21 protein-coding genes and 1 riboswitch are annotated in these 24,910 nt (G+C 58.4%); of the genes, 8 read left to right on the plus strand and 13 right to left on the minus strand.

What is annotated here, in order from left to right:
- Positions 1-232: 232 nt before the first annotated feature.
- Positions 233-1,030, minus strand: coding sequence for an exodeoxyribonuclease III (locus tag HMPREF3011_RS00425; RefSeq protein WP_070840967.1), 798 nt, complete (start codon positions 1,028-1,030; stop codon positions 233-235).
- 121 nt (positions 1,031-1,151) lie between these two features.
- Between HMPREF3011_RS00425 and HMPREF3011_RS00430 the strand changes: the two genes are divergently transcribed.
- Entirely contained in the window at positions 1,152-1,979 is an 828-nt protein-coding gene (locus tag HMPREF3011_RS00430) for an RDD family protein (RefSeq protein ID WP_222867038.1), read from the plus strand.
- Positions 1,980-2,025: 46 nt separating this feature from the next.
- Here HMPREF3011_RS00430 and HMPREF3011_RS00435 read toward each other — a convergent pair whose 3' ends face one another.
- Both HMPREF3011_RS00435 and HMPREF3011_RS00440 read right to left on the minus strand, forming a co-directional pair.
- Positions 2,026-3,198, minus strand: coding sequence for an N-acetylglutamate synthase, CG3035 family (locus HMPREF3011_RS00435; RefSeq protein ID WP_052155547.1), 1,173 nt, complete (start codon positions 3,196-3,198; stop codon positions 2,026-2,028).
- A 3-nt stretch (positions 3,199-3,201) separates the two neighbouring features.
- The gene (locus HMPREF3011_RS00440; RefSeq protein ID WP_038626702.1) at positions 3,202-3,783 is read right to left on the minus strand and encodes a peptide deformylase; all 582 of its coding nucleotides are present in this window, start codon (positions 3,781-3,783) and stop codon (positions 3,202-3,204) included.
- 195 nt (positions 3,784-3,978) lie between these two features.
- Between HMPREF3011_RS00440 and HMPREF3011_RS00445 the strand changes: the two genes are divergently transcribed.
- The 4 genes from HMPREF3011_RS00445 (at position 3,979) to HMPREF3011_RS00460 (ending at position 7,321) form a co-directional block, all read left to right on the plus strand.
- Positions 3,979-4,326 (plus strand): DUF3263 domain-containing protein, encoded by a 348-nt coding sequence (locus HMPREF3011_RS00445; RefSeq protein ID WP_070840968.1) that lies wholly within the window; start codon positions 3,979-3,981, stop codon positions 4,324-4,326.
- 42 nt (positions 4,327-4,368) lie between these two features.
- Positions 4,369-5,298 carry a LytR C-terminal domain-containing protein gene (locus HMPREF3011_RS00450; protein WP_222867383.1) on the plus strand — a complete coding sequence of 310 codons (930 nt, stop codon included), beginning with the start codon at positions 4,369-4,371 and terminating at the stop codon, positions 5,296-5,298.
- A gap of 224 nt (positions 5,299-5,522) precedes the next feature.
- Positions 5,523-6,080, plus strand: a complete 558-nt coding sequence (locus tag HMPREF3011_RS00455) for a hypothetical protein (protein ID WP_070840969.1) — start codon at positions 5,523-5,525, stop codon at positions 6,078-6,080.
- Between the two features lie 17 nt (positions 6,081-6,097).
- Positions 6,098-7,321 (plus strand): glutamate--cysteine ligase, encoded by a 1,224-nt coding sequence (locus HMPREF3011_RS00460; protein WP_038626690.1) that lies wholly within the window; start codon positions 6,098-6,100, stop codon positions 7,319-7,321.
- Between the two features lie 170 nt (positions 7,322-7,491).
- On the opposite strand, the gene HMPREF3011_RS00465 is transcribed toward HMPREF3011_RS00460, so the two are convergent.
- From HMPREF3011_RS00465 to HMPREF3011_RS00500, 8 genes are all read right to left on the minus strand, one after another.
- Entirely contained in the window at positions 7,492-7,842 is a 351-nt protein-coding gene (locus HMPREF3011_RS00465; protein WP_038626688.1) for a monovalent cation/H(+) antiporter subunit G, read from the minus strand.
- Positions 7,839-8,249 (minus strand): monovalent cation/H+ antiporter complex subunit F, encoded by a 411-nt coding sequence (locus tag HMPREF3011_RS00470; protein WP_070840970.1) that lies wholly within the window; start codon positions 8,247-8,249, stop codon positions 7,839-7,841. The genes HMPREF3011_RS00465 and HMPREF3011_RS00470 overlap by 4 nt, the downstream gene beginning before the upstream one ends.
- Positions 8,230-8,883 carry a Na+/H+ antiporter subunit E gene (locus HMPREF3011_RS00475; protein WP_070601049.1) on the minus strand — a complete coding sequence of 218 codons (654 nt, stop codon included), beginning with the start codon at positions 8,881-8,883 and terminating at the stop codon, positions 8,230-8,232. Before HMPREF3011_RS00475 ends, HMPREF3011_RS00470 begins: the two co-directional genes overlap by 20 nt.
- On the minus strand, positions 8,883-10,586 hold the full coding sequence (locus HMPREF3011_RS00480) for a Na+/H+ antiporter subunit D (RefSeq protein ID WP_038626684.1): 1,704 nt from the start codon (positions 10,584-10,586) through the stop codon (positions 8,883-8,885). Before HMPREF3011_RS00480 ends, HMPREF3011_RS00475 begins: the two co-directional genes overlap by 1 nt.
- Positions 10,576-11,091, minus strand: a complete 516-nt coding sequence (locus HMPREF3011_RS00485) for a Na(+)/H(+) antiporter subunit C (protein WP_038626682.1) — start codon at positions 11,089-11,091, stop codon at positions 10,576-10,578. The genes HMPREF3011_RS00480 and HMPREF3011_RS00485 overlap by 11 nt, the downstream gene beginning before the upstream one ends.
- Positions 11,088-14,225 carry a Na+/H+ antiporter subunit A gene (locus tag HMPREF3011_RS00490; RefSeq protein ID WP_070841000.1) on the minus strand — a complete coding sequence of 1,046 codons (3,138 nt, stop codon included), beginning with the start codon at positions 14,223-14,225 and terminating at the stop codon, positions 11,088-11,090. Before HMPREF3011_RS00490 ends, HMPREF3011_RS00485 begins: the two co-directional genes overlap by 4 nt.
- Before the next feature lie 219 nt (positions 14,226-14,444).
- Positions 14,445-14,999: a 2-isopropylmalate synthase gene (locus HMPREF3011_RS00495; protein WP_038626681.1), complete on the minus strand. Its 555-nt coding sequence runs from the start codon at positions 14,997-14,999 to the stop codon at positions 14,445-14,447.
- Positions 15,000-15,224: 225 nt separating this feature from the next.
- Positions 15,225-16,610 (minus strand): dipeptidase, encoded by a 1,386-nt coding sequence (locus tag HMPREF3011_RS00500; RefSeq protein WP_038626679.1) that lies wholly within the window; start codon positions 16,608-16,610, stop codon positions 15,225-15,227.
- A gap of 366 nt (positions 16,611-16,976) precedes the next feature.
- Between HMPREF3011_RS00500 and groL the strand changes: the two genes are divergently transcribed.
- Positions 16,977-18,602: a chaperonin GroEL gene (gene groL / locus HMPREF3011_RS00505; RefSeq protein WP_038626677.1), complete on the plus strand. Its 1,626-nt coding sequence runs from the start codon at positions 16,977-16,979 to the stop codon at positions 18,600-18,602.
- A 456-nt stretch (positions 18,603-19,058) separates the two neighbouring features.
- Here groL and HMPREF3011_RS00510 read toward each other — a convergent pair whose 3' ends face one another.
- Entirely contained in the window at positions 19,059-19,535 is a 477-nt protein-coding gene (locus tag HMPREF3011_RS00510) for a DIP1984 family protein (protein ID WP_038626675.1), read from the minus strand.
- A 153-nt stretch (positions 19,536-19,688) separates the two neighbouring features.
- Between HMPREF3011_RS00510 and ppk2 the strand changes: the two genes are divergently transcribed.
- Positions 19,689-20,588 carry a polyphosphate kinase 2 gene (ppk2, locus tag HMPREF3011_RS00515; RefSeq protein WP_005510168.1) on the plus strand — a complete coding sequence of 300 codons (900 nt, stop codon included), beginning with the start codon at positions 19,689-19,691 and terminating at the stop codon, positions 20,586-20,588.
- A 239-nt stretch (positions 20,589-20,827) separates the two neighbouring features.
- Here the strand turns inward: ppk2 and HMPREF3011_RS00520 are convergent, their stop codons facing one another.
- Positions 20,828-21,949: a Dyp-type peroxidase gene (locus HMPREF3011_RS00520; protein ID WP_038626673.1), complete on the minus strand. Its 1,122-nt coding sequence runs from the start codon at positions 21,947-21,949 to the stop codon at positions 20,828-20,830.
- 214 nt (positions 21,950-22,163) lie between these two features.
- A riboswitch (cobalamin riboswitch) is annotated at positions 22,164-22,336 on the plus strand.
- A gap of 38 nt (positions 22,337-22,374) precedes the next feature.
- Here HMPREF3011_RS00520 and metE point away from each other — a divergent pair.
- The gene (metE, locus tag HMPREF3011_RS00525) at positions 22,375-24,684 is read left to right on the plus strand and encodes a 5-methyltetrahydropteroyltriglutamate--homocysteine S-methyltransferase (protein WP_038626671.1); all 2,310 of its coding nucleotides are present in this window, start codon (positions 22,375-22,377) and stop codon (positions 24,682-24,684) included.
- The last annotated feature ends 226 nt before the right edge of the window (positions 24,685-24,910 follow it).

Consider the following 24,910-nt stretch of genomic DNA (forward strand, 5'->3'; position numbering starts at 1 on the left):
CCCGACGTAATGAATTGATGTTCTGATTAAACACCTTATATCGTCGAAATAACTTTCTGTGGTGAAAATTTGTAGATTGAACAAAAAGTTAGGCTCATAAGTGTTGTGCGGGTGCTTTATCGCCCATTTCTGCCCCTGATTTTAGGGGCTGGCAGCAAAGACTCCGCTTTACGACGGCCCCAGCGACACCCCCTAGCAGGAACTAGGCCTACGCGCTTTTCTGCCCGTTTATCTACACTTCGTAATCCACAATCACCGGAGCATGGTCGGATGCGCCTTTGCCCTGACGCTCTTCGATGTCGATGAATCCGGCGGACGCCTTTGCCGCGAGGTCGGGGGAGGCGAGCTGGAAGTCGATGCGCATGCCCTCATCCTTGAAAAAGCGGCCAGCCTTGTAATCCCAGTAGGTCCACTGGTTTGGGGTGAATTGGCGAGTCACTTCCTTCATGCCCGCCTGCTCCAGCGCATAGAAAGCTGCGCGTTCAGGCGGTGGGACATGTGTTTTCCCTGCGAAGGCTGCCATTGACCAGACATCGCCGTCGGTCGGGGCAATGTTGAAGTCGCCGCCCATCATGAAGGTGGCCTCCGGGTCGTCGTCAAGCGTGGCGATGATGTGCTGACGGAGCCGCTCCAGAAGTTCGAGCTTGTACTCGAAGTGCGGGTCGGTGATGTCGCGGCCGTTCGGGATGTAGAGGCTATGGACGCGCACACCACCGCAGGTAGCGGCGATATGGCGGGCCTCCAATGCGGGAGTTGCGTCGGGGTCCTTGTTGAAACCGGGCTGACCGGGGAACTCTGCCTGGATGTCCTCAAGGCCGACGCGGGAGATGATGGCAACGCCATTCCACTGATTCAGGCCGTGGTGGGCGACTTGGTATCCCAGCTCTTCAAAAGCAGCGGTGGGGAATTGGTCGTCCTTGCACTTGGTTTCCTGGACGGCCAGGACATCAATGTCATTCCGGCGCAGCATTTCCACCATTCGGTCGAGGCGAGTTCGAGCCGAATTGACGTTCCAGACACAGATTCGCATATCAACGATTGTAAAAGGGGAACGAAACGGCGGCCTTATGCGTTGAACAAAGCAGTGACAAAATAAGCGGACAAAAGCGAACAAGGTGGGCGGAAGCCCGGTAGGAAAGGGAGTTTCGAGGTTGGCTAACTGGGACGATCGCCGTTACGGCGGCGAGTACAGTCCGACGGATTACCTGGGTAGTAGTGGCAGGAACGTTTATCGGGAACACGACGCATATGCGGCGTACGATGCGGCAATGCCGTATCAGGAAGTGCCATATCCGGTAGCAAACATTCCGGTCGGCTATGAAAGCGGGTACCCCGCTAGCTATGGGGCGTCTTCCTTCGGTGCGCTCAGTGCTAATCCCAAAGTCGCGCCGCTGACCGCTCAAATGGCGGTACACCTCGGCTTTGACCCCAATCTGGCCAATGGCTCAGTGGCACGTCGTGGTGGTGCGCTGTTGGTGGATTCTGTCATCTACACTGCATTGATCGCCTCCATTGCAGTTCTCACTAGCATCGTGGGGGCATCGGACAGCGGCGTAATGGTGATGCTGATCAGCCTCTTCCTCGGTCCCGGTGGTTTTTACCTCTACCGCGTGGCGGGGGACTCCATCTTCGACGGGTCGCCGGGTAAACACGCCATGGGCATGAAAATCGAAGGTGCACACGGGATGCCAGTCTCAGCCCGCGATGGTTTTGTGCGCAATGCCTGGATTCTGCCGTCGATGATTCCGGTCGCCGGTTGGTTTGTCTCTGCGGGCCTGGCCGGCTGGATTGCAATGGCTGCCTCACGTGATCCACTGGGGAGAGGTCGCCATGAGCTTTCGGTCCACACCCGTGTGGTGGAAAAGCCGGAGACGCGCGAGCTGCAGCGCGGGCAGCGCCGCATGGACTATCGCATGGGCAGCAAAGAGCAGCAGGGCAAGCAGCTGAAGCGGATTAAAGGGGTTAAGCGCGGGAAGTAGGGCGATTAGGGCGAGCAGGGCAGGGCCGAAACGTGAGCCCCGAAACCTAAGCCTCTGTCAGCTCCGCATAGCGGTGCCGGTGGTGTTCGGTAAAACCGAGTGTCCGGTATAGCGCAATGCCAGCCTCATTTGAGCCCAATACCTGTAGATATGCCGAATCTGCCCCGTGTTGTGCGCCCCAGTGCATCATGTGAATGCCAAGCAGCGTGCCTAGTCCTCGGCGGCGCATATCGGCTGCGACTTCCACAGCGGAGAACCCGAGCCATACACGGCCGTCGTCCGATTCGGTCAGCGTGCCGCGCGTAATGGCTACCGTGCGTATGCCTTCAGGCGCATTGTTGTCAGGCACTTGCAGGCGTCCGAAGCACATGCGGCCATCAATTTCATTGCGCAGGAACTGCAGCGCATGCTCAGGCAGCGTAGTACCACGGAAATGGTAGAGCCCCAGCCAGTCGTCGTCAGGTTGATCAGCGATATCCACCTGCACGTCTGCAAGCTCGACGCTGTGCTCATCAAGCACCTGTTCGGCGCTGTGCTCATCAAGCACCTGTGCTGCGCCGTCCGATTCAGCTGCCAATTCAGCAGGCGGCAAATCCCCATCGAGTGCGCGCGTCATAACCGTAATGTCCGGCCCGACCGTCCACTCCGGCCCCGCGACCAGTGCCTGTGCCGGTTTGGCGATTCTATCCGGAATCGCAATCCGCACCGGCAAATCGTGGGAATCGTAAAACGACTTAATCTTCTCCAACGGCACCGGCTGAGTGCTGGTTCCGGGTTCGAGCGGCAGCGCAGAGTTGGAACGCTCCGTAATGCCATCGCCGGCTCGCAGCAGCCAGCCCGACTCCACCACATGCGCGATACCCGGGAAGGCCTTCGCTGTCGCAGTTTCCACGGCGCGAATATCCGAATTGCGCACCGGATGATCCGGCAGGGCCTTCACAATCAAAATGTGCTTATCGCTAAAGTCCACCGCTGCCACGGATTCGTCGGCACGCACGCCAGCACGAACCTGCGGACGCACGACGAACGGATCCATGCTGAGCACATGCCCAATGACGTCCGTAGTCTTCTTGCCGCTGGTCAGCGCCTCTTCATCGGTCAGCGCGCGCCGCACAATGACACGACGTCCCACCGCCACTTCACCGACGCCCCAGCGGGAAATCGGTAGCTTCTGTGCTGCACTTTCGCTTGCCGACGACTCCAATTGCCTATCCGCCACGATCTAATCCTCGTGGCCGAACGGGTCTGGATCCACGCCCGGCATCCAGGTCAGGCTGCCCTCGGTCCAACCGGCGCGCTTGATTTCCTTCTTGGCCATGCGCTTCCAGCGGCCCGTGAGACAGTCGGTGTAAAGGAACCCATCCAGATGGCCGACCTCGTGCTGCATGCAGCGAGCGAGGAAACCGGTGGCCTCGATGCGGACCTCTTCGCCGTTTTCATCCAGGCCGGTGACGACAGCCTTCTCCGCGCGGTTGGTGGGGAAGGACAGGCCGGGTACAGAGAGGCAGCCTTCGTCATCGGAACCGTCGTCGTTAGGCATGGTCTTCGGGATTTCACTGGTGGTCAGCACCGGATTGATGACGCAGCCGCGGTGCCAGACGTCGTCATCATCGGGGCAGTTGTAGACGAATAGACGCTTGCCGACGCCCACCTGGTTGGCAGCCAGCCCCACACCGTGGGCGCGGTCCATGGTTTCGTACATGTCCTCGATGAGCTCACGCAGCTCGGAGATGTCCTCGGTTACCGGCTGGGTAGGAGTGTGGAGAACGGGGTCTCCGGCAATCACAATGGGACGGATAGTCATGTCGATGATTCTACTCGGCGTCCATCTTTTCTAAATCGCCTGGTGATGTCTGAGTTGTGCCAGGGAGTTGTAGGTGGGGCATAGGTGAGGCTGAGTGGCTGGGCCATACTATGTATCTTCACTAAGTATCTGCATAAGTAGTGTCGTGCGGAATAGAAAATCAGGGCGAGTGAGAAGGAAAGCGGGGTGCGGAAAATGGTGAGCAAGAAACCCATAGGCGGCAGCCACGAACCTGAGACCGAGCTGCGGCCTGACTCATCCGAGCATCTCGGACTCGCGGGCGATACCAGCGGCATTGAACCCGTTTTGGCGCAGAAAATGCTGGATTTTGAGAAAGAATGGCTGAAAGTTGCCCGCCGTGGGCCGCGTATGGCCGGTGCGCGGCAGGAGGTAATTCGGCGTCGCTTTGCCGAGGACTTTGGAAACAACACAATCCGCTACCACCAGGTACTTTCTCGACTTCTCGACTCTCCGGCAGCCGAAGCAGCCGAACCCGTGTTGGTTCATCGGCTGCGTGCCGTGCGGGATAACCAAGACGCATAAGGTTCAAGTTTCACTTCACGGTTCGGCGGCAGAACATATAGGATGTGGGATGTGTCTGACCAACTAAACCCTCAGAATTCGCCGCGTCCGGGCCGTCATCGACTCGATGACGACTTCGACGACTTTGATGAGTACAGCGATTACGCGGAGGCTCCCGCTGCTGGCGGCGCTCATGCGTACTCCGAGCCGTCGGATGCTCAACACACAGCGCCAAAATCTGCGGCTCCCGCCGCTGGCGCAGCCGCTGCTGGTGCCACCGCTGCCGCCACTACCGGTGCTGGCTCTCGGGCTGCTGCTAGCAATTCCGCAGCTGCTGATGGTGTTGATGACGGCGACATCGGCGACGGTGCCGGTGATGGCCGCTACATGCGCGTTCTCGCTATCGTGCTGCTCGCTATCGGCGTGTGCCTGGTCGCCTACGGTGCCTACGCACTCAGCACACGTGGCGACGATGCCGAGAACACCGGCCAGAATGACACCTCGGCATCCGCTCCGGCTGACTCTGGTGCGCCTGCTGACTCGGCCAACGGCAGTGATCCGGCAAAGGATGGTGCTGCTGGAGACGGTGACGGCGAGGTTCCGCCGCCGCCACCGGCAAATGAGCCAGGCAAGCCGGTTCCTCCCTCAGAGAATCCACCGGCACAGGACGAGGCCAACGAAGCGCCACAGATTGACCGCAAGACTGTCAAGGTCAGTGTCCTGAATAACTCTGAGGTCGTGGGCCTCGCCGATGACCTGTCCAAGCAGATGGGCGAGCAGGGCTGGGGCGCCGGTGAGACCGGTAACGCTCCTGAAGAGGAGATGGGTGTGTGGGAGAAGACTACCGTCTACTTCGACCCGAGGAACGAAGAGGAAAAGGCCGCCGCTGAGCAGATTGCGCACGACAACGGTTGGGAAGCCGCACCTCGCGATGACCGCCTCCGGGACGCTCCGGCGGGAATCGTCGTGGTCGCAACTGATCCGGCTCACTAGACTCCCGGCCCACCGGACTTCGGTTTCTCACTAAGGTTTGCGGCCTAAGCGTCAAGACCTGCCGCCGTGGTACGAAGCCTCCCCATAGCTTTCCAAGCCCCGCGTAAGCCATACATTTCATGGCTTACGCGGGGCTTTTGCATATTTTGCAGTCTCAAACAGATCACGGTTGAAAAAGGGGTACTAGTATTCTGCTAGTAGCCAGTGAGATCTGTGAGGTTTTTATGTTCGCCGTAAAGCGTCGTCGCGTTGCTGTCGCCACCGCGTTGGGTTGTGCTGCAACACTGTTGGTTTCCTGCTCGGGGGTTGAATCCAGCAGTGACAAGGACGGGAACGCGGACGCGTCGACAAGCACTGCGCCAGTGAGCATAGATCCGGCTGCACCGAAGCTGACCGAGCGCGTCAGCGCCTATAACTTCATCCGCACAAACGACGACGGATCAATGAAAATGCTGGCAACTGTACAGGTCATGAGCGCCAAGGGATGGATGGGCCTTTCCGACGAAAAAGGTCAGTTCACTACCTTGGATAAGGGCAAGTACACAGTGCAGGCACGCGGTGCATCTGGCTGCAGTGGCATCGGCAGCCCCGCAACCGAAGGGTTGGGTGTCATCGGCGAAGTGCACGTCGATGACAAACGGAATGCAGATGTCTGGAACGTTCCGTCCAAGGTGGATGAAGACAGTTTCACCACAGTTGCGCTTGTCGATTCCAACGGTGACCTTGCCTCCTGCGCAAAAACCGTCACCTGGACGGAGCCAACTGAGGAAAACGACTCCTAGTGTGAAAAAATAGCGGTATGACTGAGCAATTTTCCGGATCGGCGCAGCCATCTCTGGGAGTGGAATGGGAAGTGGCGTTCGTTGACCGACGAACGCGCGACACCGCCCCCGCTGCTGCCGAGGTGCTCGACATCATCGATGCGGAGCATCCCGGACATGGGCTCCAGCGCGAGTTCCTCGCCAACACAGTGGAGCTCGTCACCGGTGTGCACATGAACGTGCCCGATGCCGTAGCGGAGCTCCAAAGCCAGCTGGACAAGGTTCTCGATGCCGCTGACCGCGTTGGGGTGGATGTGTGGTCATCGGGCTCGCATCCGTTCGCCCGCGGTACTGCTCAGCAGGTCAGCGCTAAGGGGCACTACTCCGAAATCATCAACCGCACTCAGTGGTGGGGCAATCAGATGATCATCTGGGGAGTCCACGTCCACGTTGGCATTAAGGACTCCGAACGCGTTTGGCCGATCATTCAGGCCCTGGCAACGAAGCTGCCGCACATGTTGGCGCTGTCTGCCTCCTCACCGGCCTGGAACGGCGAGGACATGGGTTACGCTTCCAACCGAAGCCTGCTCTACCAGCAGCTTCCCACTGCTGGTCAGCCGCCGGCGATTTACTCGTGGCCCGAGTGGGAGTCCTACATGCACGACCAGTCCCGCTCCGGCGTCATCAATCACACCGGCTCGATGCACTTGGACATTCGCCCGGCATCAAAGTACGGCACCATTGAGATTCGTGTCGCTGACGCTACCTCTAACCTGCAGGAACTCGCCGCTATCGTGGCATTGACGCACTGTTTGACGGTTTACTACGACCGCATGTGGGAGGCTGGCGAGGAGCTACCGTCGCTGCAGTCCTGGCACATCGCCGAAAACAAGTGGCGCGCCGCCCGCTACGGCATGGACGCGTTGGTCATCGTCAATCGTGATACCGACGAGCGGTGGGTTCGCGATGAACTCCGTGAGCTTGTGGTTCAACTCGCCCCGCTTGCCGACGAACTGGGTTGCCGAGCCGAACTGGAATTCGTCAACAACATCGTGGAAATGGGCGCGGCATACGAGCGGCAGCGCACTGTGGCGGATGCGGCCGGGGCGCTGCCTTCCATGGCTACCGAGGACGACGTACGGGCGAACGAAGAGCGCATTGGCCACACCCCGTGGCGTGCCGCCGTGGATCTTGCGGTGCAGGAACTGCGCGCCGGGCATCCGATAGCGCCTGCAGATTTCCACGAGCAGATAGACGACTAGCCGTCGTTAAGCGGTGTGTGCCCAGACAAAAATTAGTGACTAGGCCTATAGCACTTTTGGGGTGCATAAACCTAGCCACTAACTGAAGAAAGGCGCCCCCCTGGGCGGCCCCGGTCGAACCCGGTTCCGCTCCAGGTCGGGGTCCAATCTTGACGGGGAGTGTCCTCTCGTTATTCCCGGCTGTCATCGCGGGCGAGGCTGTCCTCGTCGACGAGCCTCTCTTTGAACGCCTCGTGGCCAACGCGGTTACTAACAATTGGCGATGTACCCAGAGCAAACAGGATAATCAGGGTCAACAGAGCCAAGTCACTACTAGTAGTTGTGTGAGCTGACGCGTGCGTGGCGACGTGTAAAAGCGAACCCGACAGCGTCAGAATTAGCCCCAGCGTTTGTGGCTTGGAGGATGCGTGCATGCGACTGATGGTGTCGCGGAAGCGTATTAATCCCACGGACGCTGCAACGCACAGTAGCATTCCGGTGATAATGAGTGCGATGGCGATAATGTCTGCCACGAGAATCATTTGGGCTCTCCCTTCACTGTTTTCGGAGCTGCTGTCGGTGTTGCCTTAGGCGCTGCTTTCTGTGCGGTTTTCTTTGTGGCGACCTTGCTTGCAGCTTTCCCCGTGCCCTTCCGAGCGCTCTTCGCGGGTTTCTTTCCTTCGTCTGGGACACGGAACTTGGCGACTGCCAGCGAAGACAGGAAACCGAGCAGCGCAACGATGAGCATTGGGTAGACCACCGAAGTGTCCAAGCTCCAGGCCATGAACGCAGCGAGCATGCCCTGCAACATTGCAGTCATGGACTCCAGCGCCACCAGGCGGTCCAGCGAGTTTGGACCTGCAATCATGTGCCCGAGGGTAATCATCACCGCAATGAAATAGCCTGCGGCAGCCACTCCGAGCAGAATGTTAAAAACTTCCGGGTTCATCGGCTACTCCTTTCTCCCCTTTTTCGCTGCTCGTTTCGCCTTGCTCGCCGCTTTTCGCACTGCTCGGCTGCTCTTCGCCAGAGCCTGGCTTAGTCGGTTGCTCATGTACATCGCGGTTCTCAAACGCGCGAATCACCCGTCGCTCGATTCGGGTCAACTGGTTGATTTGTTCAGCTACCTTGCCTGTCGACGAAGCGTCGAGAAGATGCATGGTCAGCGTCTTTTTTCGCTTATCGATGTCCACGATGATGCCGCCCGGCTGCAGATTAATTAGTGCCATTGCAGTCGTGAGCGAAATATCGTCATTGGTCCGCATGGGGACCTTGATAATGGCAGTCGGTGGCGGATCATCTCGTCGGATGGCCAGCCAGGCGACACTGATAGAGGCCTTCACGAAGTCGATTGTCCAAGAACCGAACAGTCGCACCATGCCACCGAAGTTGATATCCAGCGCGCTGTTTGGCGGGATAGGCATGGCGAGGTTCAGCAACGTGGCTACCAGGATTCCCGAGAGCACATTGGCAAATGTCACCTCGCCCCACAGCATGACCCAAATAATCACTGTGAATAAGAAGAGCAGGATTGAAATACGTGGTGGTCGCTTTGCAGCCACCTTGGCGCGCGTTTTACTCATCAGCTTTCACCTGCTCCTTCCAGCGTGCTGGTGGCACGTTCGGTCGCTGAATCCGACTTCCATGGGCTCTTGGTGCGGCCTGGGTTTTCCAGCTGCTCCAGGCCCTTGTCATCGGCCGAGTCGATACCGAGGACCGCTGCGCGGTACTCATCAACATTCGCGACGTTGCTTGCCGCTTCGGTAGCCACATTGGACAGTGGCCCGGCCAGAACGGTAACCCCCACAGAGGCAATCACCAGCAGGGCCGTCGGCATCACCATGCCGAGTGGCATCTTGCCGACGTCGTCACGCTCTGCGATAGCAACCATCTGAGTCCTTTCCCGGAGCGCGGCTGGCTGCGCAAGCACAGTGTCGCCCTCGGGGGCGTCGGAACGGTCGCGCCAGAAGGCCTTCGACCAGACGAGAATCATGGTGTAGAGGGTCAGCAGGCTGGTGATAATCGAACCCGCAACCAGAATCCACGCGGTGGCGGAACCGTTTTGGGCACCGGCCTCGATCAGCATGACCTTGCCCAGGAAGCCTGAGAACGGCGGGATACCACCGAGGTTGAGCGCGGGCACGAGGTATAGCAACGCCAGCAGCGGCGACGTCTTGGCCAGGCTACCGAGGCTGCGCAGGGAGGACGAGCCCGCCTGGCGCTCGATAAGCCCGACCACCAGGAACAATGCCGTCTGCACCAGAATGTGGTGGACGATGTAGAAAATCGCGCCGCCGAGTCCCAGCGTATTGCCGACGGCAATACCGAAGATCATGTATCCGATGTGGGATACCAGCGTAAAAGACAAGAGACGTTTGATGTCATTTTGGGCCATGGCACCGAGAATGCCCATGAGCATTGTCGCTAGGCCGGCCCACATCAGGACGTCGTCAAGCCTGCCGTCTGGGAAAACGACACTGCGCGTGCGGATGATCGCGTAGACACCCACCTTCGTCAGCAGCCCTGCGAAGACCGCGGTAACCATCGACGGTGCGGTGGGGTAGGAGTCTGGCAACCACGCCGACAGCGGGAACACTGCTGCCTTCACTGCGAAGGCAACGAGCAGCACTGCGAAAATCGCGGTGCGGGTGCCATCGGGGATGTCCTCCATACGCAGAGAAATATGCGCGAAGTTCACCGTGCCGACCGCTTGATAAACCAGGCCAATCGCCAGCAGGAACACCATCGAGGACAGCATGTTGACCATCACATACGACACGCCTGCGCGCGTGCGTGACGACGATGCCCCCAGCGTGAGCAGCACGTAGGAGGCTACGAGCAGAACTTCGAAACCGACATACATATTGAACAGGTCGCCAGCCAAGAAGGCCATTGAGACGCCCATGTTGAGCAGCATGTACGTCGGAACGAAGACGGAGATCGGCTCATCTTCGTCACCATCGCTAATACCCTGGCCGATGCCGAACCACATCACGGCAAAGAGGACCAGCTGAGAGACGGTAATCATCAACACTGCGAGGTTGTCGGCTACGAGCGTGATGCCGATTGGTGCGTCCCAGCCACCCACCTGGACAGTGTGGACGCCGTGCGCGTAGATGAGATACACCAAGGCGCTGGCGACTCCCAGCAGACTGCCGAGCGAAAACAGCGCGATCGCCTGCTGTGCTTTGGGGAAACGCGCCAGCAGCAGAGCAATTGCGGCGGTGGCGGCGGGGACGATGATAGGCAGCGGAATTAGTGCGAGAATTAGTTGCTCAGTCGTCATCGTCGTCACCTCCTGGGGAGTTTGATGGCGGGGTCACGGGCTTTTCGAAACTGGCCGGACCGAAGCTATCGCCGGCCTCTGTGGGTCGACCGGTGGTGGGGTCGTCGGATTTGTCGTGATCCGGAGCAGCTGATGGGTCGCTGGCCCGACGCATTGCCAGGCTGCGGTCCTCGTGGTCATCTTGCACGTGATCGCCGATGCGGTAGCGGTGCTGGCGATAGAGCAGAGCCAACAGGAATGCGGTCATGCCCATGGAAATAACAATCGCGGTGAGGATGAAGGCCTGAGGCAGCGAGTCGGCCTGGGCATCGCTGACTAGCGATTCTCTATCCCAAATCGGTGGCTGCCCCGGGGAACCGGAACCAAGCAGGATGAGCAGGTTGATACCGTTGCCCATCAGCAACAGTCCCATGAGCATCCTTGTCAACGAACGATCGAGGAACAGGTACACCCCTGTAGCGATCAGTGTGCCGACAGTAGCTAGCAGAACAAAATTGAGAATCACTGGTGAGTGTCCTTTCCTTCGGTCCTAGCTGGGGCTGTCGTTTCTGAGGCCTCTGAGGTGGCTGTGTTGGCAGAGCCTGCGGGTTTAGTGCCGGCAGGTTTAACGCTTGCGGGGTTAGCGCCTGCGGACTTAACACCTGCGGGCTTAGCCGCCGCCAACTTGCTGCGCAGCTGGCGGGACTGACCGAGTGCGGCTCGATTCACACGACGTGAACGATTGCGCTCAGCGCGAAGGTTTATCTGAGCATCGATGCCACCGCCCAAACTGCGCAGGATGTAGACAATCGTGCTAACCACAATCATGTACACACCCAGATCAAAGAGCATGGGGGAGACAACAGTGACATCGCCGAGCAGCGGAATTTCCCGCGAGCCATACGTAGAAGTTAGCGGTGCCCACCCCACAAACAGTGGCCACAACGCGCTGAGTGCCGACACCAGCAGACCGCCGCCGAGAAGTATCTCGTTAGGAATCGGCAGAGTTGCCGCCAACTCACGACGACCACCGATGAGATAACGCATGGTCAGTGCCAGCGCAGTCACGAGACCACCGGCGAAGCCACCGCCGACATCGTTATGGCCGGCAAAAAAGAGATAGAAGGAAACCACCATCATGGCGGGGAAGAGCACGCGCGATGCCACCAGCACCATGATCGGGTAGCGCAACCGCTCGGCTTCACCGGACTCATCGAGAGTGTTCAACCAACGGTTGGTGCGGCGAGCTCGATTCCGCTGCGGCTTAATCTTTGAACGCATATGCATGGTATGCGTGCGGAAGACCAGTGAGGTAATCCCCAGAGCCACCATCACCAGCACGGTGATTTCTCCAAAGGTATCCCAGGCACGGATGTCGACAAGAAGTACGTTCACCGCATTCTGGCCGTGCCCAATGTCGTGAGCCAGTGGCGGAATGTCGCCGGAGATTGGCTCAGTACGACGGGAGCCCATGGCGTAAGCGGCCAACACGGGAACCGTGACACCGACTGCAATGGCCAACCAAGCACGGTGTCGTGTCCACCTCGGGTTCGATGCCGGTGCCCGCGGGGAGAGCGTACGCAACACCAACACGAAAATAATCATTGAGATCGTCTCAACCAGCAGCTGCGTCAGAGCCAAGTCAGGTGCGCCGAACATGGCGAAGATAATGGCCAAGCCGTAGCCGGTCACGCCTACCAGGATGACTCCGGAAAGCCTGTTCTTCTGCCGGGTAGCGGCCAGCGCCGCGATAATCATGATGAGCGCAACTGCACCCTGCGGAGCTGAGTCCCACAGTTCCATTCGCAGCTCATCGCGCTCGCCGAGCAACAACGCACCGATGGACAGCACGATGAGGGTCAGCAAAATGACCGCTTCATTTAACGGGAGGGAACCACGCTGGGTCGCAGCAGTGACACGGAGAGAAAGACGGCGGGCCAAGTCCAGGATTCCGTCGTAAAGCGCATCGGCACTACCGAGAGCCGGTTGATCAAACTGCAGCTGACGCACCAGATTACGCTGCCAATGCATGATGGCACCCGCGAGCAGAATTGTGGCCGTCAGCGCCAGCGGAAGGGTGAATCCGTGCCAGAGAGCCAGGTGCGATTCTGCTTCCGTATTCGGGAATGCGCTGGTGAGGTAAGGCGAGATAATCGAGTCGAGGACGCGCGGAACCAGGCCGAAAACCAAACCTGCCAGCGCGAGCAGCCATGCCGGGCCAATCTGATCCCAGGTCGGGGAATCCATCTCGGCGACGGCAGGAGAAGTGCCACCACCGCTGGCGTGCGTGCTGGACTTGGTCGCAAAAGCGGCACGCAGTAGGTACAGAGAGTACGCCACGGTCAGAATCGATCCCACGACCAGGCCAATGGTGGTGAACACCGACGGCATTCCGTGCAGCGGCTCGGCATTGAGCGTGGCCTCCAGCGCCGCTTCCTTCGCGACAAAGCCGAAGAACGGCGGCACACCCATCATCGAGGCGGCAGCGAGAATCGAAATCACCAGCAGCTGTGGCGACTTTTTGCCCAGCCCGGAGAGCTTACGGATATCGCGCGTACCAGTCAGCCTGTCAATCGTTCCCGCGATCATAAACAGCGTGGCCTTGAACATGGCGTGGCCGAGAGTCAGCGCCAGGGCGGCCAGTAGCGTCGCGCGGGTGCCTATCGACGCTACCGTGATGATGAATCCCAACTGGCTGACAGTGCCATACGCCATGATCAGCTTGAGATCCTTCTGGCGCAGAGCCATCCAGCCGCCCATGATCATGGTCAAAAGGCCGAGCGGGATGATGATTGGTTGCCACGCGCTGGTGGCGTTGAAAGTTGGCGCGAGGCGGGCGACCAGGAACACACCGGCTTTGACCATCGCTGCCGAGTGCAGGAAGGAAGAAACCGGGGTAGGGGCAGCCATTGCGCCGGGCAGCCAGAAGTGGAAGGGCGCGATAGCGGACTTAGAAAGTGCGCCGATGACCAGCAGGATTGCTGCTGTGGAGACCGCCGTGGAGTTTAGCTGCGACGTGGTCAGCGCGCCAGGTGCTGTGAGGTCGGAGAAGTTCCAGAACCCGGTGGTCACTCCCATCAGGACGATACCGACCAGCATGATTAGCCCGCCAAGTGTCGTGACCAGGAGCGCCTGCCCTGCTGCGCGACGGGAGGAAGCTCGCTCGGCATAGTAGCCCACCAGGAGGAAGGAAAGAACCGAGGTAATTTCCCAGAAGACAAACATCAGCATGATGCTGTCGCTGATGACCAGGCCGTACATAGCCGCGGCGAAGGCAACCATCTGGGCTGCGAAGGAGCCTATGCGACGGCGTTTTCCGGGCGGCGGATTGACGAAGTATCCGGAGCAATACACCAGTACGAGAAAGCCGATGGTCAAAACCAGTGTGCCGAAGAGCGATTCAATAGGGCCTAATCGCAGGTTTACATCCAAGTGGATAATGGGCATCCACGAAAAATGCGTGACGGCGGGTTGCGTGATTGCGGAAGTTTCCCCGTTTGCATTCGCTAGAGCTAAGCGAACCAGATGGGCACCGGTGTAGATAGCGCCACCTGCCAGAGGGAGGCTGAGAACGAGGACCCCGCGGGTTCCGAGCCACTTAATCGTCCATGGTGCAATCGCTGCCGTAAGGAACAGGATGCACAGGAGGGAAGTCACCATTCCATAATGAATGGAACCCACCGGTTCATGCAACCCCGTTTTAGGGATTTAAGTATCCAAAACGGGGTTAACCGAGTGTGAGAAAATGGGAAATTTTTTCCGGTGTGGTGAAAATTCGGGGGTGAGGATTTGGGTATTTTTTGGGGCTTGGCAATCGACTGCCAAGCCCCAAAATCGGTGCACTTCTTACTCGTGCGCTACTCGAATGTCACCTGCGCATTAGCCATGCAGGCGGTTAGCAGCACAGACCAAAGCGGAGAGCACAGAAGCCTCCGGAGTCTGGCCAAAGCCCATGGTCCACACATGGTCATTGTTGTGGCCTGCGTAGACAAAGGTAGCCGTAGCTTCGAAAATCTCGAACTGGTGGAATTCCACGATTTCAACGCGGTAACCTGCATCAGCCAGCAAGTTGGTGCAAGCCGACACCGGCCCCATAGCGGTGATTTCCTGGGTGAAAGTGCGAGTGTGGCCGTCCTTGTCGGTCAGCGACAAATCAGCGTTGAAGTTCCAGCGGCCCAGGGTGCCACGGGTTGCCTCGAAATTCTTGATTTGGACTGGGCCGTTAGTGGGGGAGTAAGTGTCCTTGAACTTCTGCCAGTTCATGCCACGGGCTTCCTGCCTCAAGCCACGAGGCAGGCGATGTCCGAAGCGAGCCCTAAACGGATCGTCGGAATAAGTTCGCACATTGCCATTGTCCTGGTGCTCCAACGAAGGGCGCTTGCCCGTGAAGGTCGTCGAAGTGGACATATTCTTCTGGGTGCGAGTGGAAAACATTCTTTTCTGGTCCTTTGCTTAATTGCTTTGCTGTGAGTGGCGGACCAACCAAGTGCTTCGAGAAGTTGCGGCCAGAGACCCCGCGTGGAGGGGTCAGTCCTGTCGGCCTCCACCGGGGTTCGTAGCCTTCGCTACTCGAATAAGAATGTTCTGCTGCATGGGTCGAACCTTACTACAGAAAAAAGATGTGACACAAGTCATTCAGCCAATATTTTTGGCTTTGACTTAAATTCCGTTGACGGAAGCCAAGAAAACTGCCTCGCCAATAGCGATGTCGCGAATCTCGTTCGGGTCCACCGACTCGTCGGCCGAGTGAATGCGGGCCTGTGGCTCTTCCACGCCGTAGAGCGCGATGTCAGCACCTGGTACGGCCTCCAACAAAGTGGCGCACAGAGGGATCGAGGCGCCCTCGCCCATGCTTGCGGTTTCCTTGCCGTAGGCGGCCGACAGGCTGTCGGCAACCAGTTGCACAACTTTGCCCTCAACATTGGCCCGGAATGGGTTCGCCAACTCGTCGCGCTCAACCGTCACCTTCACGCCCCACGGAGCATGTGCGCGCAGGTGATTCTCCAGTGCGTCCTGTGCTTCGGCCGGGTCGACGCCGCCTGGGATGCGGAAGTTGATGTGCGCCATAGCGGTCGATGAGATTGCATTGACAGCATTGGTCGCTGGTGGACAATCGATTCCGGTCACAATCACAGACGGACGAGCCCAGGTCAGGTCGGAGACGGAAGTGTCCTCGTTGCTAATCAGGTCTACGCCGTCAAGCACACCCGCATCGGCGCGGAAAGTTTCTGGCGCGTAATCCAGGCCCTCCCAGTGCTGCGAGCAGTCCAAGCCGTCAATAGAGGTAAAGCCATTTTCATCGCGCAGGCTGTCGAGCATACGAATCAGCGCCGCGAGTGCATCCGGAGCCGCGCCGCCGAACATGCCCGAGTGAACAGGCTGTTCAAGCGCATCGACGCGAACTTCCACATCGGCGGTGCCGCGCAGAGTGGTTACGAGTGTCGGTTGGCCAACCTCGGCATTGCCGACATCCGCAATGAGGATAACGTCGGCGTCGAAAAGCTCCGGCTGCGTGGCGATGAGGTTGTTCAGGCCCGCCGATCCGCGCTCCTCGGAACCTTCCACGATGAGCTTGATGTTTGGCATGTCGACGCGGCCTGCAAGCGCGTCGTCACGCAGCGCGCGCAGCGCAGCTAGATGCATGACCACGTTGCCCTTGCAGTCGGCAGTACCGCGGCCGTACCAGCGACCGTCGCGCTCGTCGAGCGTCCACGGATCTGCGGTCCAAGCGGACTCGTCGCCCGCCGGCTGGACGTCGTAATGGGAGTAGAGCAGTACGGTCTTCGCGCTTTCCGACGACCCGGGGACGAAACCCGACAGTGCAATCGAGCCGTCGACGGTGTGGTGCGCCTTCAGTTCGATGCCCAGCTCTGCGTACATCTCGGTAACCGTCTGAGCTGCGTCAATGCAAGCCTGTTTGGTTTCTTCGGTGCCGTGTACGGAGGGGAAAGCCACCAGCTCGGTCAGCTGGGTGCGGATGGTCTCGCGTTGGCTGGAGATGTGGTCTCGCAGGGCGTCCGTGAGTTCCTTATTAATAATGCTCATGTGCGACAGTGTAGGCGCACAACCATGATGACGTTGGCAGTGGCATCGACGTTGAGAGTTACGGCGCTTAACCTTGCACTCTAGGGGGTTGAGTGCTAAAAAAGTGAATTAGCACTTGCTCCAATTGAGTGCTAATAAAAACAACTTCACACTTTGTGTATGTGTGTGTTGTATGCGAGTTGCAGCAAACTGCAGCACATACTGCAGCGCACGCTGAAACAAGTGTTGGAAAGTCGTTAAAAAGTACAGTGTTGACTCCGGTGATGGAGAGGGCGGCGCTTCCCTCGAATCACATGCCGTCGCGGGCGCCTGGGTCAACTTCCAATGTAAGTGCCACATAAATAGACGGAGGATTCTTCAAACCTCATGGCTAAGATGATTGCATTTGACGAGGAGGCCCGCCGCGGTCTCGAAACGGGTCTGAACACCCTGGCAGACGCTGTCAAGGTTACGCTGGGCCCGAAGGGTCGCAACGTAGTCCTCGAGCGCAAGTGGGGCGCACCGCTGATCACCAACGACGGTGTCTCCATTGCACGTGAAATCGAACTTGAGGATCCTTACGAGAAGATCGGCGCTGAGCTGGTCAAGGAAGTTGCCAAGAAGACCGACGATGTCGCTGGTGACGGTACCACTACCGCTACCGTTCTGGCTCAGGCTTTGGTTTCCGAGGGTCTGCGCAATGTTGCTGCTGGCTCCAACCCGATGGGCATCAAGCGCGGCATCGAGAAGGCTGTCACGGCTGTTACCGAGAAGCTCCTGGAGTCCGCTAAGGACATCGAGACCAAGGAGCAGATTGCTGCTACCGCTGGTATCTCCGCTGCTGACCCGGCTATCGGTGAGCTGATTGCCACCGCCATGGACAAGGTCGGCAAGGAAGGTGTCATTACCGTGGAAGAGGCCAACACCTTTGGTCTCGACCTGGAGCTGACCGAGGGTATGCGCTTCGACAAGGGCTACATCTCCGGTTACTTCGCCACCGACATGGAGCGCCAGGAGGCCGTTCTGGAGGATCCGTACATCCTCCTGGTTTCCGGCAAGATTTCCAACATCAAGGATCTGCTGCCGCTGCTGGAGAAGGTCATGCAGTCCGGCAAGCCGCTGCTGATCATTGCTGAGGATGTCGAGGGCGAGGCTCTGTCCACCCTGGTCGTCAACAAGATCCGCGGCACCTTCAAGTCTGTCGCTGTCAAGGCTCCGGGCTTCGGTGACCGTCGTAAGGCAATGCTGCAGGACATGGCTATCCTGACTGATGGCCAGGTCATCTCTGAGGAGGTCGGCCTGTCGCTCGAGACCGCTGACCTGCCGCTGCTGGGTCGCGCTCGCAAGGTTGTCGTCACCAAGGACGAGACCACTATCGTCGAGGGCGCTGGCGAGCAGTCCGCTATCGAGGGCCGCGTCAATCAGATCCGCGCTGAGATCGAGAACTCCGACTCCGACTACGACAAGGAGAAGCTGCAGGAGCGCCTGGCTAAGCTCGCCGGCGGTGTTGCAGTCATCAAGGCTGGTGCCGCAACTGAGGTCGAGCTCAAGGAGCGCAAGCACCGCATTGAGGATGCCGTCCGCAACGCAAAGGCTGCTGTGGAAGAGGGCATCGTCGCTGGTGGCGGTTCCGCACTGCTGCAGGTCTCGCACGTGCTTGACGACGAGCTGGGTCTGACCGGCGACGAGGCAACCGGTGTCCGCATCGTGCGTGCGGCCCTCGCAGCACCGCTGCGCCAGATTGCTTTGAACGCTGGTTTCGAGGCGGGCGTCGTTACCGAGAAGGTTGCTTCCCTGCCGCAGGGTGAGGGCCTGAACGCTGCTACCGGCGAGTACATCGACCTGATGGAAGCTGGTATCAACGACCCGGTGAAGGTTACCCGCTCCGCACTGCAGAATGCCGCTTCCATTGCGGCTCTGTTCCTGACCACCGAGGCTGTTGTTGCTGACAAGCCGGAACCGGCTATGCCGGCAATGCCGGGTGGCGACGAGATGGGTGGCATGGGCTTCTAAACGAAGGCCATGGGCTTAAGGCATGGCTGTAGCTGGTAGCTGCAGCCGAGCCTGAACTTTTCAGCTGGCACCCAGGTTCTAACTGCTTGAGTTAGCCTAAAAAGCGCCGCTGAGGGTTGTCCCTCAGCGGCGCTTTTTCTGTGTAATTTGACGAAAGTTTTAAGTCCCCGAACCCACCCTCGTTGCATCAGACGCCTCAGCGCTTGGTAGTGAAAAATAACCGATGATCTGTACCCATGTACGCAATGCCGAGGACTGTCTGTTATTCATCCTGTTGCCTCAGTACAGAGGTGAGATCCTTGGTGCCTCTTTAAGGCCAGAGACGGGCCGTCGCGCTCGCCGACAATCTGGATGCAACTACCGACTTTTTAGATTCTACAAATCCCGCTAACGAGTCTTACTGGTTATTCCGCAATTTCCGCTCTGCCAGTTTCACTAACGGCCCTTGCTGCTTAGCTACTCGGCCGGCTTATTCTCGGCCTCTATAAGCTCCGTCGACCAGTTCGCCTGCTGAATACGGGTATCCAAGTCCCGGTATTCCTTCGCTGCCTTGTCGGCTTTCTGGCGCAGCGACCGGATATCCACGGTGGCGACATAGCGAATCTCCGAAGCTGAGTATCGATCCCGCCGCCCAGAGCCCTGATCGGCTGCGGAGGTGTAGAACCGCCGCCGTGTTAGCAGGTGGTCGCGCTTCGCAAGTGCGTCGCTAAGCGTTCCGTCCTCGAAGGCAGTAGCGGAATTCGTTGCGTTAATCGAGCGCACCAGCCATTCGAAGCGTGTCATCAGACGCTCGGCTTCGGCGATAAGTGCTTGCGGATCTTCATCAGGCGTATCGCCTTCCTGCACCTGAGCAACCAGCGAGAGACGGCGATTAATTTCAGCGAGACGGTCAGAGACCTCGGATCGTGCGGCAAGAGCCTCGGATAACAACATGGCATTTATTGTACGCGCAGTGCTTATCGACGGTCGCTGCGTGCAGTCCCACCCCTCAGTTTCGGTAAGACGGAACGTTAACTGCTGGGAAATTGCAGGTAAGGGCACCCGCATGGGGGACGTGTGGCAGAGAAATTCAGTAGGATAAAGGGTATGGCTGACAAGAATGAAGAGGAATTCCACATCGTCGATTTGGCGAAGACCGAAGGTTACGTCGTCGATGATTCTGATGAGGACGATCCGGTACTGGTCACTCCAGACGGTGAGCGGGTTGATACCTGGCGCGATGGCTACCCGTACGAGGAGCGCATGACGCGCAAGGAATACGAGTCTATTAAGAGGAAGCTGCAGATTGAGCTTCTGAAGTGGCAGAACTGGACCAAGGAAACTGGTCAGAAGCACATCATCCTCTTCGAAGGCCGTGACGCCGCTGGTAAGGGCGGTACCATTAAGCGCTTTAACGAGCACCTGAATCCGCGTGGTGCTCGTACCGTGGCTCTGGAAAAGCCGTCGCCGCGTGAGTCCACCTCGTGGTACTTCCAGCGCTACATTGAGCACTTTCCGTGCGCTGGCGAGATCGTCTTCTTCGACCGTTCTTGGTACAACCGTTCGGGCGTTGAGCGCGTGATGGGTTTCTGTACTGAGTCGCAGCACGCAGAGTTCCTGCGTGAGGTTCCGATGCTGGAGAACATGATTTTGGGCTCCGGTATTTCGCTGACCAAGCTGTGGTTCTCGGTGACCCAGAAAGAGCAGCGCACTCGCTTCGCTATTCGCCAGGTCGACCCGGTACGTCAGTGGAAGCTCTCTCCGATGGACCTCGCATCGCTGGATCGTTGGGGTGACTACACCCGCGCGAAGGAAGAGCAGTTCCGTTACACGGATACCGATGAGTCCCCGTGGATCACCATTAAGTCCAACGACAAGAAGCGTGCCCGCATCAACGCAATGCGTTACGTGCTGAGCAAGTTTGAGTACACGGAGAAGGACCACGAGCTGGTCGGTACTCCGGATCCGAAGATTGTTAAGCGTGGCCGCGACCAGATTGGTGACTAGTTCGGTGGCTCGTGACTGACAGAGTTCTTGTCTAGTAGTAACGCCCGCAGGAGTGCTCAGGCACTCGGCGGGCGTTTTCTTATGGCTGGCAGCGCCGGGGCGATGCGAGTTAGTGCCTGAGTTTATGACAAAAACGGCCAGAAATTTTGCCCGAAAGTGTCATAACCTCGCACAGTTTCACATTTGCAGCCCGTAAGCTTTTTAGTCCGCCAGACTGTAGCCCGCCAGACCGCAGCCCTCTACCCCTCAATCAGCTCCTGGCCCCAGTAGGAATCTGGGGTGGTGCCAGGGGCGATCCAGTACACAGCGGAGCCGATGTGGCGGTTCCACTCATTGAGCAGATCGCCGCGATCCAAGCGGGCCTGGATTGCGCTGAACTGGTTGTCCGGGTTCTTCTGGAATGCAACCCAGACCAGGCCGACGTTCGGTCCTTGGAACGGGAAGGCCGGCTCACCGGGCTGGTCTTCGTATGCATAGGCGCGGCGACGCAGGGCGTCGTCAGGCTGGCCGTCCTGCTCACGGGACAGTGCCAAGTGAGACTGGCGGTGGATGAGGTACTCTCCCTTGTCATCGATGGCGTCCATGTCCTCTTCATCGAACTCGCTTTCGCCGCCGGAAAGAGGAGCGCCGGTGTGGAAGTCACGGCCGATAACGATGGAGCGTTCGTCGGTGCTGAGTTCATCCCAGTTGTTCAGGTCGAGTGCGATGCGGCGAACAACCATGACACAGGAATTGTTGATTGCCTTGTCCTTTGAGTCAATCCACACCTGCTCGGACCATTCTTCTGGAGTCGAAGGGTTGACGGTGCCGTCGAGCTGGCCCAGCGGGTTGCGTGGGGTGGCGCCGTAAGGTTGCGAACCCCAGGCGTAGGAGAAGCCCTTCTGGAACCACTTCACGGTAGCCCATGTAGCCGCTTTCTTTTCCAGCAATCTGGCCGCCGCGGTAACGGTGACGAGGTCATCGCCGCACAGCTGCAACACAAAGTCCGACTGGCTCCATTCCGGGCGAAGCATGTCGTGTTGGAAAGCAGGGATATCGTGCAGGCCAGCGGGCTTGCGCTCTGGTTTGCCCAGGATGTCGAAGATACGCTCACCGAAACCCGCGGTAATGGTCAGGTTTGCGGTGGCTGCGACCATTTCCGGTTCCAGATACCCCTCGATGTCCTGGCCTTGGGTGAGGCGGCGGGCAACGTCGGTAAGCGAGGAGAACAGTTCCTTCAGATCTGCTGCGTCGATGCCGTCCTTCAAATCGAATGCGACAAGGCGAAGATGCGCTTGGCCGGGCTGTTCAATGCCTGACTGGACCGAACCATCGAACGGAATCTTGGCGCCCCTCAGGGAAGTTTCGGAAGCCTGTGTCACTCGAGGTCACTCCTTGAAAAGGTGGGATAAATAGCCTTTATGACTACGAGCTTAATCACTTTGGCCCCAGCAGGAGAGCTCAAAGCAAAGGCTTGGGGAGGGGCTAAGTGAATGAGATATTTGTATATTGCGATATACTTCACATCCACAGCCGCCTCGAAGGAGTTCATAAAGGAAAGTGCTGCATATCGCACGTTTTCCGCGCAAGGTGTGTTTTTAGCCTAGCGCAATAGGCCCTCGAGTTATGCAGGGGAATCCCGGTGCAAGTCCGGAACTGTCCCGCAACGGTAAGCATCACCGCCAGAACTTTGGTTTATCCGACGCGTTGATAACCAATCTTTTCAGTGATGACAAGTCCGAATGCCTGCCGGTTGTGCAATTTCATATCCGATGCTGATCACGACTGACGAGGAAATCACGAGATCATGGCAATTCACGCAACCCTCGCGGGCATTCCGCGGATAGGGCGTAATCGTGAGCTCAAAAGAGCTCTGGAAAACTACTGGCGCGACCCGGCGACCGGCGGCTTGCTGGCCGCGACGGCGCGCAATACTGTCAATAGCTACATCGGCGCGGCGCTGAAGGCGGGAATCGACTCGGTTCCGACAATTGGGCGCTCGTTCTACGACTCCATGCTGGATACATCGGCGCTGCTTGGAGTGCTTCCAGCCCGCTTCCAGGATGCCCCGAAAACGGACGGTTCCAATCTGCCAGAATGGATTAACCACTACTTCGCCACCGCTCGCGGTACAAAGACGCAGCCGGCATCCGCAATGACCAAGTGGTTCGACACTAATTACCACTACATCGTTCCGGAACTGTCGGCCAATACGGAATTCACCATCGACCTCACTGACTGGTTGGACGATTCCTGCAGCTTGAACAATGGCGCCACAACCATGTTGCGTCCACATTTGATTGGTCCAGTGACCTACTTGAGCCTGTCGCGTACCGACGATGGTTCTAACCCACTTGGCCTTTTGGAAAAGTTGACCGATGCGTACGCTGACGTCATTGCTCAACTGGGAGAGAAAGGCTTTGAGTGGATTCAGCTCGATGAGCCGGTATTGGTCACTGACCTCGACGAAGTGACACTTGCTAGGACTCGCCAGGTCTACGAGAAATTGGCTGGCGTGTCGGAGTCTGCAAATGCCAAATTGTGGGTGCAGACCTACTTTGGTGATGGTGGTCAGGCACTGAAAACCCTTTCTGGCACAGGCGTGCAGGCCATTGGTTGCGACCTGGTAGCTGGTAGCTCCGAGCTGCCGCATTGGACTGGCAAGGAACTGCTGGTCGCGGGAATCGTCGATGGTCGTAATGTGTGGCGCACCGACTTGGATGCAGCCCTGGCGACGCTGGAGAAGCTGGCAGCTCGAGGCCCCATCGCGGTGTCGACTAGCTGTTCGCTGCTACATGTCCCGTACTCCCTGGCCTCGGAAAACCCGAGCGAAGAAGAAGCCGAGGTGCTGCAGTGGCTGGCCTTCGGCGATGAGAAAATCGCCGAGGTGACACTCTTGGCGAGGGCGCTTGATGCTAAGTTGAATGACCGCCAACTCGATGCCGCGGATTTGAAGGTGTTGAGGGAGTCCCGGGCAGCACTGGCATCGAGGGCAGAATCGAAGCGGATTGTTAAGCCTGAAGTTCGTGAAGCTTTGGCGGCAATCGAGGATAGCGACCGTAACCGTTCCCCGTTTGCAGCTCGCCAGGCGGCTCAGGCTGAGACCCTTAACCTGCCTCCGCTGCCGACCACCACAATCGGTTCCTTCCCGCAGACCAATAGCATTCGACGTGCACGTGCACAGCTGCGCTCGGGAGAGCTCACCCCAGCTGACTACGAGTCGTCAATGCTCGCTGAAATTCGATCTGCCATTGAACAGCAGGAAGAACTGGGGCTCGATGTGCTGGTTCACGGTGAACCTGAGCGCAACGACATGGTCCAGTACTTCTCGGAGCAGCTGGACGGCTACCTCGCGACCGCCAATGGCTGGGTCCAAAGCTATGGTTCCCGCTGCGTGCGGCCGCCGATCCTCTACGGTGATATCACCAGGCCAGAGCCAATGACGGTGCAGTGGTACAAGGCAGCGGCAAACATGACTGACCTTCCCGTCAAGGGAATGCTCACTGGGCCAGTGACCATGTTGGCATGGTCGTTTGTCCGTGATGACCAGCCAATCGGTGACACTGCGGATAATGTTGCGCTGGTTTTGCGCGATGAGATTGCAGATCTCGTGGCCGCTGGAGCGCAGATTGTGCAGGTCGATGAGCCAGCCATTCGCGAGTTGTTGCCCCTGAATGAAGCGGACCAGTCCGCCTACCTGAAGTGGGCTGTGGGGTCCTTCCGCCTGGCTACCTCTGGCGTGGCTGACGAGATTCAGATTCACACGCATATGTGCTACTCGGACTTCAATGAGCTCATTGACACCGTCGATGAACTCAACGCCGATGTCACGTCCATCGAAGCAGCTCGCAACGGCATGCAGGTGCTCGCAGCGCTGAAGGATGAGGGATACGTTCGTGGGATTGGTCCAGGCGTCTGGGACATCCACTCGCCTCGCGTGCCGACGGACGGAGAAGTCAGCCAGCTCGTGGAAGATGCGCTCGAAAGTGTTGACCCCAGCTTGCTGTGGATCAATCCGGACTGCGGTCTGAAGACCCGAGGTTGGGAAGAGGTTACGGCTTCACTGAAAGTATTGGTAGCCGCAGCGAAGCAGGCTCGTTTGCAGCTAGCAGAGTAAGCCGGAACCAAAAAGCCGAAAAATAAATAGCGGGTTAAGTAGCAAAAGTGTGTCCGCTCGGCGTGTCGCCGGGTGGGCACCTTTTGCTACTTAGCCCTACTTAGCCCCAATGCGAGTAACTGACTGCGTTTATGGCTGGCGGCAGCGGGCCAATGTGAGTTACTGACTGCGTTTATAGCAAAAATTGCCCGAAAAATGGCTTGAAAGTGCTATAAGCTTGCACAGT

Source organism: Corynebacterium sp. HMSC074C04 (genome assembly GCF_001838295.1).
GTDB classification, from domain to species: domain Bacteria; phylum Actinomycetota; class Actinomycetes; order Mycobacteriales; family Mycobacteriaceae; genus Corynebacterium; species Corynebacterium amycolatum.